The organism is Mesorhizobium sp. RCAM 06353, from assembly GCF_059683585.1.
The window spans coordinates 5,173,259-5,187,671 of sequence record NZ_CM185031.1 but is presented as its reverse complement, the minus strand read 5'-3'; the positions used below and the strand labels follow the sequence as shown (position 1 = coordinate 5,187,671).

The following is a 14,413-nucleotide window of genomic DNA, read 5'->3' as shown; positions in this document are numbered from 1 at the left end:
TGGTGAAGGAAACCGCCGGCCGGAGACCCGACCGGCGGAATCATTTCTATCTGTTGTCGAGTTCGGAACGAACGAGTTCGAGTCCGCGCCTGGTGATGTGGTAGGGACCGCCGCCAGACGACGAAACCGCCTTCTTGCGTTTCAGCTTTCGAAACAGGTCGAGATCGAGGCCTGGATAGTGCCAGCCATCACGGGTCAGGCATTTGACCGAGGCGATCCGTCTCTTGTCGTTCTTCTCGATTTCAATGCGTCCGCCCTGCGCAAGCAGGTGCAGGATGCGCTGTTCAATGCGCGAAATATCCATGTGGAGAGTTTCCGGGAAAACAAAAAATGCCGCCGCCGCGAAAGCTTCGCGGCACGGGGTTTCAAGTTTTCTGCCCTGCCTCGCTACGAGGTCAGGGCCTTACCGGGACTGAGCGTAAGTGGACATCCACTCTCCATTGGGACGGGCGTCCTATAGGCGAAAGCGGCTGAAAAGGCCAGTCCGTGGCTTTGCGCTTGTCTCTTTTGGCGGTTTGCACTAGCGAAGTTGCAAATCAAAATTTGCATTAATGCAACTTCCATCATTCCACTCTGCAGGCCGCCATGACACTCATCGATACCCGCACGCCAGACGCGAAACGCCTGATCCCCGGCGCTACCGGTGACTGGGAAATCATCATTGGTCTCGAAGTGCACGCGCAAGTCATCTCGGAAGCAAAATTGTTTTCCGGCGCCTCGACCGCTTTCGGTGCGGCCCCCAATGCCAATGTCAGCCTGGTCGATGCGGCAATGCCGGGCATGCTGCCTGTCATCAACGAGGAATGCGTCAAGCAGGCGATCCGCACCGGCCTTGGCCTGAAGGCGCAGATCAACCACAAGTCGGTTTTCGACCGTAAGAATTATTTCTATCCCGATCTGCCGCAGGGCTACCAAATCTCGCAGTTCAAGCAGCCGATCGTCGGCGAGGGTACTGTGATCGTCTCGGTCGGCCCCGACCGGCAGGGCGAATTCGAGGACATCGAGGTCGGCATCGAGCGGCTGCATCTGGAACAGGATGCCGGCAAGTCGATGCACGACCAGCATCCGACCATGTCCTATGTCGACCTCAACCGCTCCGGCGTGGCGCTGATGGAGATCGTCTCCAAGCCTGACTTGCGTTCCGGCGATGAGGCGAAGGCCTATGTCACCAAGCTGCGCACAATCATGCGCTATCTCGGCACTTGCGACGGCAACATGGATGAAGGCTCGCTGCGCGCCGACGTCAACGTTTCGGTACGCCGGCCCGGTGGCGAGTTCGGCACACGCTGCGAGATCAAGAACATGAACTCGATCCGCTTCATCGGCCGGGCCATCGACTATGAGGCGCGCCGCCAGATCGCCATCCTGGAGGACGGCGGCAAGATCGACCAGGAAACGCGGCTGTACGATGCCGTCAAGGGCGAAACGCGCTCCATGCGCTCGAAGGAAGAAGCGCACGACTACCGCTATTTCCCCGATCCCGATCTTCTGCCGCTGGAATTCGACCAGGCCTATGTCGATGCTTTGGCCACAGGGCTGCCGGAACTGCCCGACGACAAGAAGGCGCGGCTGATCTCCTCGCTGGGTCTGTCGACCTACGACGCTTCGATCCTGGTGTCGGAAAAGTCGATCGCCGACTATTTCGAGAAGGTGGCCGCCGGCCGCGACGGCAAACTCGCCGCCAACTGGGTCATCAACGATCTGCTCGGACAGCTGAACAAGGCCGGCAAGGACATTGAAAATGCTCCGGTTTCTCCCGATCAGCTCGGTGCGGTCATCGACCTGATCAAGGATGGCACCATCTCTGGCAAGATCGCCAAGGACCTGTTCGAGATCGTCTGGAACGAAGGCGGCGATCCGCGCCAGCTGGTCGAAAGCCGTGGCTTGAAGCAGGTCACCGATACCGGCGCCATCGAGAAGGCGGTCGACGAGGTGATCGCGGCCAATCCCGACAAGGTCGAACAGGCGCGCGCCAAGCCGACCATGGCCGGCTGGTTCGTCGGCCAGGTGATGAAGGCGACCGGCGGCAAGGCGAATCCGCAGGCGGTCAACGACCTCGTCAAAGCCAAGCTCGGCATCGAGTAAGGGCCATGTTCGTCCGCACGGCAGGCGAACGTGACCTTGATGCCGTCCGGGCACTGTTGGTCGAAACCTGGCATGCGACGTACGATGCGATCTACGGTGCCGCCAAGGTCACCGAAATCACCGACGAATGGCATTCGATCGCCTCACTGAGGGCGCGGCTGATCAGGCCGAACAGCGACTTCCTTGTTGCCGACGACGGCAAGCGCATTGGCGGCGTGGCTTTCGCCGAAAGCATCGACGGCGGCAAGACGGTTGTCCTGAGACAGCTTTACGTGCTGCCCAGCCTGCAGGGACGGGGCATCGGCGGCATGCTTCTCGACGAGATCATCGAAAGTTTTCCCGAGGCCAACGCCATCCGTCTTGAAGTGGAGGCGCAGAACACGCGCGCCATCGCCTTCTACGAAGCAAACGGCTTCGTGCGATCCGGCGCTGCCGGCGAGCACTCCGGTGCCTCTGGCGAGCCGACGCTGGTCTATCGCAGGCCGCTTGCCGGCTGATCGCTTCGGCGCGCACCTGTCTGGATCACCTTCGCGCGAGCGGTGCGGCAAGGGCTCGTTTTCATTTGACGGCCCAGGGGTCACACACCAAGCTGCTGCAGCTGACCGTGCGGAAGCCGGAATGGGCGCAAGGCGGCGAGGGGGGGGAACCATGCCAAGCTTGCCGGAACTGATGCCGACCCAGGTGTCGGACGAAACCTTTGGTGGCGTCACCTATCACATAGCGGGCGAACTGGTGCCCGTGCTTTCGGTCGACGTGACGCGAATGCCTGTCTATTTCGAGCACCACATCCTGTTGTGGAAGAACTCCACCATCACCATCGGCCTGAAATCGCTCAAAGGGGCGCTGAAGCGCATGATGGCTGGCATGCAGATATTCGTCACCGAGGCGTCGGGAGCGGGCATCATCGCCTTCAGCCGCGACGGGCCTGGCCACATCGTGCCGATCCATCTCAGGCGTGGCGAGGAGATCCAGGTGCGCGAACACCAGTTTCTCGCCGCCACCGGCAATGTCGACTACACATTCGAGCGTGTGCGCGGCCTGGCAACGATGCTGTTTGGCCAGAGCGGCTTCTTCATCGACCGTTTTCGCGGCGATAGCGGTGACGGCATCGTCTGGCTGCACGGCTACGGCAATGTCTTCGAAAAGACGCTTGCCGCTGGCGAGACCATCGACATCGAGCCGGGCGGCTGGCTGTTCAAGGATGTCTCGGTCCGGATGGAAACCAAGATCGACCGCTTGTCGAGCGGCTTCTTCGGCGCCAACATGAATTTCATCGTCAACCGCTTCACCGGCCCGGGCCGCGTCGGCATCCAGTCGATGTATCTGCATATGCCGACAGAGGAGTAGCTCTGACAGAGCGCGAGGGAAGAGCAACCCTCAGCGTGAGCGCAGCGGTGGCGACAGTTCGCGGATCAGCAATTCGAGTTCCCGCTGATCGCCGGTTCCGGTCTTGTCGAAGATCGTCGCCAATTGCGATTTGATGGTGCCGTCGGAAACGCCGCTGGCGGTTGCGATCTTCTTGCGCGTCTTGCCCGCGGCGACATGTCCGGCAACACGTTTTTCCGCGGCGGTCAGGCCAAACAGCGCAGCGATCGCGTCCAGTGCCGGGGTCGGCGTGGCGCCGGCAGCGGCGATGAAGATGGCGGCGGCAGCGCGCTGCGACATCCGCGCCGAAATCTCGCGCCGGGCGAGCGGCATGACATGCGCCACGGCCGGAACGCCGACCCTGGCGAGCGGAATGTTTATGCCGGAAGGTCCAAGCGCGAACTCATCGCGCGTGCCGAGTTCGACCGCGCAACTGATCGCCGCATTGGCTTGCGGATAGGCGAACGCCAGCTGGCCACGCACCGATGACACGGCGGAGCTCTCCATCAGCAGGGCTTCGGCCGCGCAATTGGCGAAGATGATCTGCATGTCATTGGAAACGATCATCACCGGATGATCGAGGCTTTCGATGATCGAGCGAAAAATCTCGGCCTTGCGTCGTTCGGTCTCGAACAAGTCGCCGATCGTCACCGCGCGCCGCACATGCGGCGCAAGCGACGACACCAGTTCGAGATCCGCGGCCGAGATCTGTCGCCTGTCCTTGTCCGTCACCACCATCAGCGTGCCGATGCGGCTCGGCCGCTTCATCAGCGCCACCCAGAAGAAGTCGTCCAGCCGGTTGGGTTCCACCCATTCGCGCACGATGCGGCTTTCGATCCAGTTCTGCCGTGCGTTCGGCCCTTGCAGCGCATAGATGGCATCGACCGTGAAGGGCATGTCGATGTCCATCTTGGGAACGGCCGTTAAGAAGGGCACCTCCGCTCCATAGTCGCGTTGCAGTGGCTCCAGGATCGCGGGATCGCCGCAGGACACCGAAAATCGAGCGCAACTGCTTGCTGTGTCGACAACCGCGAGCATAGCAAGCTGGCCAATCGCCAGCCGGCGAATGGCTTCGAGCGTCGACTGCCAGCGGCCGACGTCGGCAACCGAATCATAAATGGCTTCGACGACCTGCGGCAGGGCGCGGTCGATCGCGTTCGCCAACCTGGACATGGGCCCTCTCGTACCGCCTCCAAGTAAGTGTTAAGTTCCACAGAAATGCTGCGCAGGCTTGCACGATGGGGTCGCCATGTAACTTACTGATGCCGCCATACATCTGTGGATTGTTTCACTGTGGCAAACGGTCGTGCCAGCCTTGCATCGCTGTTCGCGTACTCGATCGGGTGGGGCCGGGCCTATAGGTTCCCAATCCGCCCCTGCGTCATCCCAGCATTTGCTGTGCCGGCTCACGACGGATATGCAGGGACATGATCAAACTGTTCCGCATCGCGGCGCTGGTGCTGCTTGTCATAATCATCTTCGCAACCTTGTCGCCGATCCAGATGCGGCCGCATATAGCCGACCCGAATGTCGAACGCGCCCTGGCCTATGTACTGTTGGGCTTCGCCTTGGCGCTCGGCTTCCCCAACCGAATGTATCAAATCTCGATCTTTGTGGTTGTGGCTGCCGGCATACTGGAGTTGCTTCAGATCATCGATCCCGGTCGCCACGCGCATCTCGCCGATGCACTCGTGAAAGCATCAGCTGGGATTATTGGGATCCTGGTGGGGCAATTATTGGTGAGAACCAGCGGGCGAGTAGGCGTGAGGTAGGCGCGGCAGGAAGCCGAATGCAGCCGATCGACCCTTTGCCCTAGGCGGTGGGAACTTCCACATTGTCGATCAACCGCGTCTTGCCGAGCCAGGCGGCGGCGAGCAGGCGCCCCACGCGGTCGCGGCGCCAAGGCGCCAGCGTCAGGCTTTCGCGAGCCTCGACATAGTCGACTTTCTGGAAGCCGGCGGCGATCAGGGTGCGGCTGGCCCCATCGGTCGCGTCATCTTGTTGTGCACCGGCCGCCAACGCGGCAGCCGCCTTGTGCAGGATCGCGTTGAGCTGGCGGGCGACCGCGAGTTCGGCCTCGCCGAGATAGGCGTTGCGTGACGACATGGCGAGGCCATGCGCGTCGCGTATGGTCGGGGCGCCGATGATCTCGACGGGCAGGTCAAGGTCGCGGCAGAGCTGCCTGACGACGCAAAGCTGCTGGTAATCCTTCTCGCCAAAGACCGCATAGTCGGGCGTTGCCTGCAGAAAAAGCTTGGCCACCACGGTGGCGACGCCTTCGAAAAAGGTGGGGCGAAAGGCCGATTCGAGGCCGGCGGACGGGCCGCCGACCGAAATCCTGGTGGCAAAGCCGGCGGGGTACATCGCGCCAACCGTCGGCGTGAAGGCAAGATCGGCCTTGACCGTCGCCAGCATATCCAGGTCGCGGGTGAGCTGGCGCGGATACTTGTCGAGATCCTCGCTCGGCGCGAACTGCGCCGGGTTGACGAAGATCGACACCACGCAGCGCTCGGCTTTTTCCCTGGCAATCCTGATCAGGGAGAGATGTCCCTCATGCAGCGCGCCCATGGTAGGCACCATGGCGACGCGCAGGCCATCGCGCCGCCAGTCCCGGATCTCGGCGCGAAGAGCGGTGACGCTATCGACGACATGAGGCCGGCTCATGCCTCATCTCCGCCATTTGTTCCCGAAAAGACTTTTGAACCCGAAAAGACATGGGCAGGGCCGGGAAACGTCCGGTCTCGCACCTCAGATGCGTAGCGTTCGGCTGCGTGCGCGATCACGCCGCGCAGATCGGCGTATTCCTTGACGAACTTCGGCACACGGTCGACGGTCAGCCCGACCATGTCGTCAATGACCAGGATCTGGCCGTCGCAGTCGCCGCTGGCGCCGATGCCGATGGTCGGGATGGCGATGCGGTGTGTGATGTCGGCGGCGACCGCCTCGATGGTACCTTCGATGACCACGGAAAACGCGCCGGCTTTTTCGACGGCGAACGCGTCGGCCATCAGCGCCGCGATTGCCTCGTCCGTGCGGCCCTTGATCTTGTAGCCGCCATCCTTCTCCACCGATTGCGGCAGCAGGCCGATATGGCCCATGACCGGAATGCCAGCGGCCACGATCGCCGCGATCTGATCGGCCATGTCGACGCCGCCTTCGAGCTTCACCGCCTGGCAGCCGGTCTCGCCAATGATGCGCCGCGCCGAGGTCACGGCCTGCGCCGCCGAATCCTCATAGCTGCCGGCCGGCATGTCGACGACCACACAGGCCCTGGCCGAGCCGCGCATCACGGCTTGCCCATGCGCGATCATCATCTCGAGCGAGGCGCCAAGCGTCGTCTCATGGCCATGCAGGACCATGGCGACGCTGTCACCGACCAGAAGCAGGTCGACATGCGGATCGAGCAGGCGGGCGACTGGATAGGTGTAGGCCGTCAGGCAAACCAACGGGATACCGCCCTTGCGGCGACGAATCAGCTCGGTGCCGATACGAATGTCGGTGGTCGGCAATTTTGTGGCCAATCGTCACCTCCTTCGGCCCATGGCCGGATTGGATATCGGCATGGGCGCGCTGAGCTTTAGAAAGAGCGGAAAGGCTTGGCAAGCGTGCATCCTGCCGCCTCTTGGGATCACAGGCTTGTGTCGGGTGCCTGGCGCGCCATTTGTGCGCTCCCTGCGGCAAAACCCTTGCCTTCCCGAAGGCCTGACGCCATAAGCAGGAAACAGCGCCGCCAGCGCGAGGGTTCTGAGATGAAGACTTTCCTGACGCAGTTTTTCACCTGGTGGAACAGCCAGACGCTGGGAACACGCCTGCACACCTGGCGGTACGGCAAGAGGGTCGGCCAGGACGAGGTCGGCAATGTCTACTACGAAGGCGGTATCGATTCGGAAGGTCGCACGCGGCGCTGGGTCATCTACCGCAACTATTCCGAAGCTTCGGCCATTCCGCCTGGCTGGCACGGCTGGATGCATCACCGTGTCGACGTCGCGCCGCCGAGCGAAGACTACAAGCCGCGCGAATGGCAGAAGTCGCATCAGCCCAATCTGACCGGCACGCCGGCCGCCTATCGCCCGAAAGGCTCGGTGCTGACCAATCAGCATCGCCCGCAGGTCACGGGTGACTATGACGCCTGGACGCCCGGGTCGTAACGGCCCCTGGATGTAACGGCGCCCCGACTTGTCACGGCACGAAGTGCAGGCCGGTCCTTTATCGCCACAATTGGTGTTTAGCTGCTTGCTGATCAGAAAACGGCGACTAGCCTTGGCGATCGACGGAATCACCCGGGCGCGAACCACCGGTACCCCTATATGAGCTTTTTCAACCTGATATCGACGGGCGGTCTGACGCTAGCCGCCAGCCTCGCCATCAGCACCACCGCCTTTGCCGCTTCGCCCGCACCGGCTGCACCAGCCGCACCCGCACCGGCGGCGCCCGCGGGATCGGATCGCATCAGCAATCCCGTCGCCGAGTTCGCCGGCATCGACAAGATCACCGGCCGCATCATCACCTTCGACGTCTATATCGACGAGACGGTGCAGTTCGGTGCTCTGCAGGTGACGCCGCGCGTCTGCTATTCGCGGCCGCAGACCGAGGAGCCGAGGACCGATTCCTTCGTCGAGGTCGACGAGATCACGCTCGACCGCAAGATCCGCCGCATCTTCACCGGCTGGATGTTCGCCGAAAGCCCTGGGCTCAACGCCGTGGAACATGCCGTCTATGACGTCTGGCTGAAGGAATGCAAGCAGAAGTCGGACGTGCCGGCGCCCGACGCCACCAAGGCTGATGCAAGCAAGGCTGATGCTCCGAAGCCCGCCGCGACCAAACCAGCCGCCGCCAAGCCGAAGCCTGCAGCCAGCCCGGATGTGGAACAGTCCGATCCCGCGGAACCGGACACGCCAGACCCCAACTGATCCCTCGGAACCGTCGTGGCCACCATGCGTTGGACCCGGACGATCGCGCATCGATGCGCCCGGAGGATATTTCGATGTCAGACAGCAAGCGGATCACGGCCAGCAAGAAGGAACTTCTGGAGCTCGAAAAGGGGTTCTGGACCGGTGATGCGGCCTACTACGCGGCCAATGCGGATACCGAATGCCTGGTAGCCTTTCCGAAGATGGCACAGGCAATGGACAATGCGGACCTGGCCAAGACCGCGACCAACCCCAACCGCTGGCGTGATCTCGATATAGAACTCAAGGGAATTATCGAACCCGGTAGCGACATCATCATGCTGACCTACGAGGCGCATGCGACGCGGGAGAATGGCGAACCCTACGCGGCGTTGGTCAGCACCGGCTATGTCCATCGCGTCAACGGTTGGAAGATGATGTTCCATTCACAGACGCCGCTGGAGACTGCAGCGAAGAACTGATCATCTGGGTGGTCCGACGGATCGCTTACTCGGTGATGGATATACCGTGCTCGGAGAGAGCAGCCATTATGTCTTCGATCTCGGTTGAACTGAATTCCCGCTTGGGAAGCAGTTGGTCGAACTGACCCATTGTGACGTCACTGCCCTTTTCGATCAGCGCTTGAACAATTGGCTGCATATCCGCTCGAAGGTGGTTTTCGCTCGACATCGAAGCTCTCCAGTCAAGGAAAGAAGATCGCCTCACCCTTCAACGCATCAGCGAGCATTTTCTCATACTTGCCGCGTGGCACGTCGACAGCGCCGAAGCGCTTGAGGTGCTCGGTGGTGAACTGCGTATCAAGTAGAGCGAAGCCGCGTGCCTTCAAGCGCTCGACGAGATGCACGAGGCAGGTCTTCGACGCATCCGTCGCCTTGGAAAACATGCTTTCGCCGAAGAACACCCGCCCGAGCGACACGCCATAGAGGCCGCCGACCAACTTGTCCGCATGCCAGGCCTCGACCGAATGGCAATGGCCCATGCGGTGCAACTGCACATAGGCCTCGCGGATCGGAGCATTGATCCAGGTCGAGCGGCGCTCCTCGCGCTTTTCGGCGCAGCCGTCGATCGTTGCCTCGAAATCGAAGTCGAAACGGATGTCGAACGGGTTTTTGCGGATCACCTTCCTCAAGCTTTTGGGCGTATGGAAACCGTCGAGCGGGATGATGCCGCGCGTCTCCGGCCGCACCCAGAACACCTCCGGATCGTTGGCGCTTTCGGCCATCGGGAAGACGCCCGAGGCATAGGCTTTGAGCAGGAGGTCGGTGGGGATGCGATAGCCGGGCGCGTAGGGGCGGGTCATCGCGTCCCCGGACTACTCTTCCTTGGCCAGGTATTTTTCCAGCCAATGGATATCATAGTCGCCATTGGCGATGTCGGCATTGCCGACGAGATCGCGAAACAGCGGCAACGTCGTCTTGATGCCGTCGACGACGAATTCATCCAGCGCCCGCCGCAGTCGCATCATGCATTCGACGCGGTTGCGCCCATGCACGATCAGCTTGCCGATCAGGCTGTCGTAGTAGGGCGGGATCTTGTAGCCGGAATAGACGCCGGAATCGACGCGGATGCCGAGACCGCCTGGCGTGTGGAAATGGGTGATCGTCCCGGGCGAGGGCGTGAAGGTGCGCGGATCCTCGGCATTGATGCGGCATTCGATGGCGTGGCCATTGAACTTGATGTCTTCCTGCCTGACCGAGAGACCGCCGCCCGAGGCGACGCGGATCTGCTCATGGACGAGATCGATGCCGGTGATCGCTTCCGTCACCGGATGCTCGACCTGTAGGCGCGTGTTCATCTCGATGAAATAGAACTCGCCATTCTCGTACAGGAACTCGATCGTGCCGGCGCCGGAATAGCCGAGATCGGCAATGGCCTTGGCGCAGATGCCCCCAATGCGGGACCGCTCCTCGGCGTTGAGCGCCGGCGAGGGCGCCTCTTCCCAGACTTTTTGATGGCGGCGTTGCAGCGAACAGTCGCGCTCGCCGAAATGCACACCGCGGCCGAAGCCGTCGCCGAACACCTGCACCTCGATGTGGCGCGGCTTTTCCAGGTATTTCTCGATGTAGACGGCATCGTCGCCGAAGGCCGCACCGGCTTCCGTGCTCGCTGTCTGCAAGGCAATCTCAAGGTCAGCCTCGGTAAGGGCAACCTTCATGCCGCGCCCGCCACCGCCGGCCGATGCCTTGATGATCACGGGATAACCGATCTCGGCGGCAATGCGCCTGGCTTCCTTTTGATCCGTGACGGCGCCGTCCGAACCGGGCACCACCGGGATACCGAGGCGCTTGGCGGTGCGCTTGGCCTCGATCTTGTCGCCCATGATGCGGATATGGTCGCCGGACGGGCCGATGAAGGTGATGTTGTGCGCGGCCAATATGTCCGCGAACTTGGCGTTCTCCGACAGGAAGCCGTAGCCTGGGTGCACGGCATCGGCGCCGGTGATCTCGCAGGCCGCGACGATCTGATGGATGTTGAGATAGCTGTCGCGCGACGGCGGCGGCCCGATGCAGACGCTCTCGTCGGCAAGCCGCACATGCATGGCGTCGGCATCGGCGGTCGAATGCACCACCACCGTCTGGATGCCGAGTTCCTTGCAGGCGCGCAGCACCCGAAGCGCGATTTCGCCGCGATTGGCAATGAGGATCTTCTGGAACATCCGGCCCGCTCTACTCGATCACGACGAGCGGCATGCCGTACTCGACCGGCGTCGCATCCTCGAACAGGATCGCCGTCACCGTGCCGGCGCGCGGCGAGGGGATCTGGTTCATCGTCTTCATCGCCTCGATGATCAGCAGCGTCTGGCCTTCCTTGACCTTCTGGCCGACCTCGATGAACGCCTTGGCGTCGGGCGAGGGCGCTAGATAGGCGGTGCCGACCATCGGCGAGGTGACCGCATTCTTGGACACATCGACCACCGCCGGCGCTGCTGTTGCAGCGGTTTGGGCGGCAGCTGGCGCATAGGTGGGCTGGGGTGCCGCAATCGCGTGGACGGCAGGCGCCTGCCGCGACACACGCACCTTCAGGTCACCCAGTTCAACCTCGATCTCGGTCAGGTTGGTGTCGTTCAGTATGCCCGCCAGATCGCGGATCAGTTGCTGGTCAACACCGGTCTTCTTTATCGACATTTTCGAGCCTTCTGTTTGTTGGCCGGTCATAGGCGTGCGGCCAGCGCCTGTAGCGCCAGCGTGTAGCCGAGCGGCCCAAAGCCACAGATCATGCCGACGGCGACCGGCGCGACCATGGAGACGTGGCGGAATGATTCCCGCGCATGGATGTTGGAAAGGTGAACTTCTGCGACCGGCAGCGGCGCGATCGAACGGATGGCGTCATGGATCGCGATCGAGGTATGGCTGTAGGCGCCTGGATTGATGACGATGCCGGCGGCCTTGTCGCCTGCTTCCTGGATCCAGTCGACAAGATCGCCCTCGTGGTTCGACTGGCGGAAATCGATCTCGAGTCCAAGCGACGCGCCGGCCTGCTTGCAGTCGTCGGCGATCGCAGCAAGCGTCTTGCCGCCATAGATGCCCGGCTCGCGCTTGCCGAGCACGTTGAGATTGGGACCGTTCAGGACGAAAACCGTTTTCAAAAAAGCCGACCTTTTCCGGCGCCGGTATCAAACCGGCGCGCTGGGCCTCTATACCGGGCATAGCCGTCCGCGAAAAGAGCGCAAGTGCGTTCTTTCACTGTCCACAACAGGCCGAAATGCGGCGGTGAAGAAAACCCCCGGCTGGTCAAAGTGCGGCTTTCGCCGCCTCGATCTTTTCCGCCAGCACGTCCTGCCCGAGAGCCCCGAACACGACCTCGTTGCCGACCACATAGGACGGGGTTCCGGTGATCGACAGCTTGTTGGCAAGATCGTAGGTCTTGGAGAAGGCCTCGGTGATCGACGGATCCTTCATCTTCTCGCGCAAAGTCGCCTCATCGGCGCCAAGCGAAAGCGCGATCTTGATCGCGGCCGCTTCGGTGGCGCGTCCCTGGCCGCCGAGCAGCGCATTGTGGAACTCGCCGTACTTTTCCGGCTTCATCAGATGGAACGCCATCGAGACGACGCTCGCTTTCTGCGAATCCGGGCCGAGGATCGGGAATTCCTTGAGCACGAAGCGCAGATCCGGATCGGACTTGGTCAGCGCCCGCATGTCCTCGATGGCGCGTTTGCAGAAGCCGCAATTGTAGTCGTAGAACTCGACGATCGTCACCTTGCCGTTCGGGTTGCCGACGATGCCGTCGAAGCTGGAGTTGAAGATCTGCTCCTTGGCATTCTTGATGACGCCGAGCGCGGCGAGCCGCTGTTCTTCCTTCTGCTTGGCCTCAAGTGCGTCCTGCACTTCGAGCAACACTTCCGGGTTCTTCAGGAGGTAGTCGCGGATGATCCCTTCGACCTCGGTGCGGTCGATCTTGGTATCTGCTGACTTGGTGTCGGCCCCTGCCGTCTGGACAGGCTGAGTCGTCTCGACAGGCTGCGCCGTACCGGCCTTGGCAATCTGGGGGCTGCCGGCGACGAAACCGAAAGCCAGCATGGCAAGGGCCACAGCGATCCCAGTGGTGCCCAGCAGCAGTGCCTTTTTCATCGTTCTCGTTCCTTTTGCCTGTTTCCCGGTGCGGCTGTGTCGCAGCGCGTCGCCTGAAGGTTCACTAGATCTTGCTAGACGATTTGTAGTTTATGATGTCCTGCGCGCGAATCCAGCGCGGCTCGCCGCGCTTCATCTGCTGCTGCGCCCGCATGGCGAAGATTTTCGCATCCTTGTAGTTACCGGAATAGAAATGACCTTCGGCGGTCGCAAGTTCGGCGCCCGGTATGTCACCCAACTCGCCATAAGCCTGCGCCAGATACCGGTACCCGGCGGAATTCTCCTTGTCGCGCCCCAGACCATTGTTGATCTGCACGACGGCCTTCTTCAGCGAGTCGGGCGTGCCGACCGCCATCAGCGCCTGGCCAAGCGAGACAGGCAGCAGGCCGGACCGCACCGGATCGAGGCTGACCGCCTTGGCGTAGGCTTCCGCCGCGTCCTTGGGCTTGTTCGCCTTCATCAAGATGTCGCCGCGCAACTCCTGGAAATAGGGGTTCTTGGGCTGCGCCTTGATCAGGGCGTTGGTCTTGGCGAGTGCGCCGGCGATGTCGCCGTAAAGGTAGGTCGATTGGGCGTCGCCATACTGCCCGGCGAGGCTGCCTCTCATTTTTTGCATCAGCCGCGCTGCAGCGGCCTGGCCTTCCATGTAGACGGCGATCTTCACCCGCATCATGTCATGGCGCTGCTGCAGCGCCGCCGGGTCAGGCTTGTCGACATTGGGGCTCTGCTGCACCAGCACTTCGAGATTGGCGATGCGATCCTGCGGCATCGGGTGGCTGATCCGATAGGGATCGATTTGCGCACCCGACAACGACAGCGCGGTCTGGAAGCGCCGGAACGTCTTCAGCATGCCCATGCCGGACTGGCCGGTGGCGTTGAGATAGGTGATGGCGGAGCGGTCGGCCGTGATCTCCTCGGTGCGCTGGTAGGCGAGAATGCTGCGCTGTGCCATCTCGCCGCCGCCGGCGGCCACGCCCATGCCGGCGCCGGCAAGGCCGCGGCTGTTGGTGGTCGCACCGGCAACGATCGCGCCGGCGCCAAGCAATGTCGCGATGATGGCCATCGTCTTGGCGCGCTCGAGCTGGTCACGCAGTTTCTGCTGGTGGCCGCCGGCGATATGGCCGGCCTCATGCGCGATGACGCCGATGATCTCGTTGGGCGTTTCGGCCGTCATCAGCGCACCGGTGTTGATGAACAGCCGGCGCCCGGTGACGAAAGCGTTGAAGCTGGAATCGTTGACCAGCACGATGTCGATGCCATCATTCGCGAGCCCTGCCGCCTTGAAGATCGGCCGTGCGTAGTCGCGCACCAGAGCCTCGATCTCGGCATCGCGTACCACCGGCACGTTTTGGGCGAACGCGGTGGCCGAACTCGCCACCGCAACCGCGACGCCAAGCGAAAGCGTCGTGAAAACACGCGCAATCCGGGCAATCGTCGATCTGGGTCGGCTCAACATGACGTGTCCACTGGTAGACGAGCGGGCGA

General features: G+C 62.2%; 18 protein-coding genes. 7 read left to right on the top strand and 11 right to left on the bottom strand.

Annotation, left to right across the window (positions count from 1 at the left end; translation table 11 throughout):
- Positions 1-46: 46 nt before the first annotated feature.
- Complete coding sequence (locus AC56QX_RS25080) at positions 47-304, bottom strand: YjhX family toxin (RefSeq protein ID WP_497111192.1); 258 nt, start codon at positions 302-304, stop codon at positions 47-49.
- Between the two features lie 281 nt (positions 305-585).
- Here AC56QX_RS25080 and gatB point away from each other — a divergent pair, with 281 nt between their 5' ends.
- The 3 genes from gatB (at position 586) to AC56QX_RS25065 (ending at position 3,432) form a co-directional block, all read left to right on the top strand.
- Entirely contained in the window at positions 586-2,085 is a 1,500-nt protein-coding gene (gene gatB, locus AC56QX_RS25075; protein ID WP_497111190.1) for an Asp-tRNA(Asn)/Glu-tRNA(Gln) amidotransferase subunit GatB, read from the top strand.
- Between the two features lie 5 nt (positions 2,086-2,090).
- The gene (locus AC56QX_RS25070; protein ID WP_497111188.1) at positions 2,091-2,582 is read left to right on the top strand and encodes a GNAT family N-acetyltransferase; all 492 of its coding nucleotides are present in this window, start codon (positions 2,091-2,093) and stop codon (positions 2,580-2,582) included.
- Positions 2,583-2,733: 151 nt separating this feature from the next.
- Positions 2,734-3,432 (top strand): AIM24 family protein, encoded by a 699-nt coding sequence (locus AC56QX_RS25065; RefSeq protein WP_477221383.1) that lies wholly within the window; start codon positions 2,734-2,736, stop codon positions 3,430-3,432.
- A 30-nt stretch (positions 3,433-3,462) separates the two neighbouring features.
- Here AC56QX_RS25065 and AC56QX_RS25060 read toward each other — a convergent pair whose 3' ends face one another.
- Entirely contained in the window at positions 3,463-4,623 is a 1,161-nt protein-coding gene (locus tag AC56QX_RS25060) for a LuxR family transcriptional regulator (RefSeq protein ID WP_497111186.1), read from the bottom strand.
- Between the two features lie 254 nt (positions 4,624-4,877).
- Here AC56QX_RS25060 and AC56QX_RS25055 point away from each other — a divergent pair, with 254 nt between their 5' ends.
- A complete protein-coding gene (locus tag AC56QX_RS25055) occupies positions 4,878-5,222 on the top strand; it encodes a VanZ family protein (protein WP_497111184.1) in 345 nt (114 codons plus the stop codon).
- Between the two features lie 40 nt (positions 5,223-5,262).
- On the opposite strand, the gene panC is transcribed toward AC56QX_RS25055, so the two are convergent.
- Positions 5,263-6,114 (bottom strand): pantoate--beta-alanine ligase, encoded by an 852-nt coding sequence (panC, locus tag AC56QX_RS25050; RefSeq protein ID WP_497111183.1) that lies wholly within the window; start codon positions 6,112-6,114, stop codon positions 5,263-5,265.
- Positions 6,111-6,971 carry a 3-methyl-2-oxobutanoate hydroxymethyltransferase gene (panB, locus tag AC56QX_RS25045; protein WP_497111181.1) on the bottom strand — a complete coding sequence of 287 codons (861 nt, stop codon included), beginning with the start codon at positions 6,969-6,971 and terminating at the stop codon, positions 6,111-6,113. Before panB ends, panC begins: the two co-directional genes overlap by 4 nt.
- A gap of 228 nt (positions 6,972-7,199) precedes the next feature.
- Here panB and AC56QX_RS25040 point away from each other — a divergent pair, with 228 nt between their 5' ends.
- The 3 genes from AC56QX_RS25040 (at position 7,200) to AC56QX_RS25030 (ending at position 8,821) form a co-directional block, all read left to right on the top strand.
- The gene (locus AC56QX_RS25040; protein ID WP_027045618.1) at positions 7,200-7,598 is read left to right on the top strand and encodes an NADH:ubiquinone oxidoreductase subunit NDUFA12; all 399 of its coding nucleotides are present in this window, start codon (positions 7,200-7,202) and stop codon (positions 7,596-7,598) included.
- Between the two features lie 159 nt (positions 7,599-7,757).
- The gene (locus AC56QX_RS25035) at positions 7,758-8,360 is read left to right on the top strand and encodes a DUF2155 domain-containing protein (RefSeq protein WP_497111179.1); all 603 of its coding nucleotides are present in this window, start codon (positions 7,758-7,760) and stop codon (positions 8,358-8,360) included.
- Between the two features lie 74 nt (positions 8,361-8,434).
- The gene (locus tag AC56QX_RS25030; RefSeq protein ID WP_497111178.1) at positions 8,435-8,821 is read left to right on the top strand and encodes a hypothetical protein; all 387 of its coding nucleotides are present in this window, start codon (positions 8,435-8,437) and stop codon (positions 8,819-8,821) included.
- Between the two features lie 25 nt (positions 8,822-8,846).
- On the opposite strand, the gene AC56QX_RS25025 is transcribed toward AC56QX_RS25030, so the two are convergent.
- From AC56QX_RS25025 to AC56QX_RS24995, 7 genes are all read right to left on the bottom strand, one after another.
- The gene (locus AC56QX_RS25025; protein ID WP_497111176.1) at positions 8,847-9,029 is read right to left on the bottom strand and encodes an RNA polymerase sigma factor region1.1 domain-containing protein; all 183 of its coding nucleotides are present in this window, start codon (positions 9,027-9,029) and stop codon (positions 8,847-8,849) included.
- A 13-nt stretch (positions 9,030-9,042) separates the two neighbouring features.
- Entirely contained in the window at positions 9,043-9,660 is a 618-nt protein-coding gene (gene aat / locus AC56QX_RS25020) for a leucyl/phenylalanyl-tRNA--protein transferase (RefSeq protein ID WP_497111175.1), read from the bottom strand.
- Positions 9,661-9,672: 12 nt separating this feature from the next.
- On the bottom strand, positions 9,673-11,016 hold the full coding sequence (gene accC, locus AC56QX_RS25015) for an acetyl-CoA carboxylase biotin carboxylase subunit (protein WP_477438007.1): 1,344 nt from the start codon (positions 11,014-11,016) through the stop codon (positions 9,673-9,675).
- 10 nt (positions 11,017-11,026) lie between these two features.
- Positions 11,027-11,485, bottom strand: coding sequence for an acetyl-CoA carboxylase biotin carboxyl carrier protein (gene accB, locus AC56QX_RS25010; protein ID WP_497111173.1), 459 nt, complete (start codon positions 11,483-11,485; stop codon positions 11,027-11,029).
- Positions 11,486-11,511: 26 nt separating this feature from the next.
- Positions 11,512-11,946 (bottom strand): type II 3-dehydroquinate dehydratase, encoded by a 435-nt coding sequence (gene aroQ, locus AC56QX_RS25005; RefSeq protein WP_497111171.1) that lies wholly within the window; start codon positions 11,944-11,946, stop codon positions 11,512-11,514.
- 145 nt (positions 11,947-12,091) lie between these two features.
- Positions 12,092-12,928, bottom strand: a complete 837-nt coding sequence (locus AC56QX_RS25000; protein WP_497111170.1) for a DsbA family protein — start codon at positions 12,926-12,928, stop codon at positions 12,092-12,094.
- A gap of 64 nt (positions 12,929-12,992) precedes the next feature.
- A complete protein-coding gene (locus AC56QX_RS24995; RefSeq protein WP_497111169.1) occupies positions 12,993-14,384 on the bottom strand; it encodes a M48 family metalloprotease in 1,392 nt (463 codons plus the stop codon).
- Positions 14,385-14,413 lie beyond the last annotated feature (29 nt).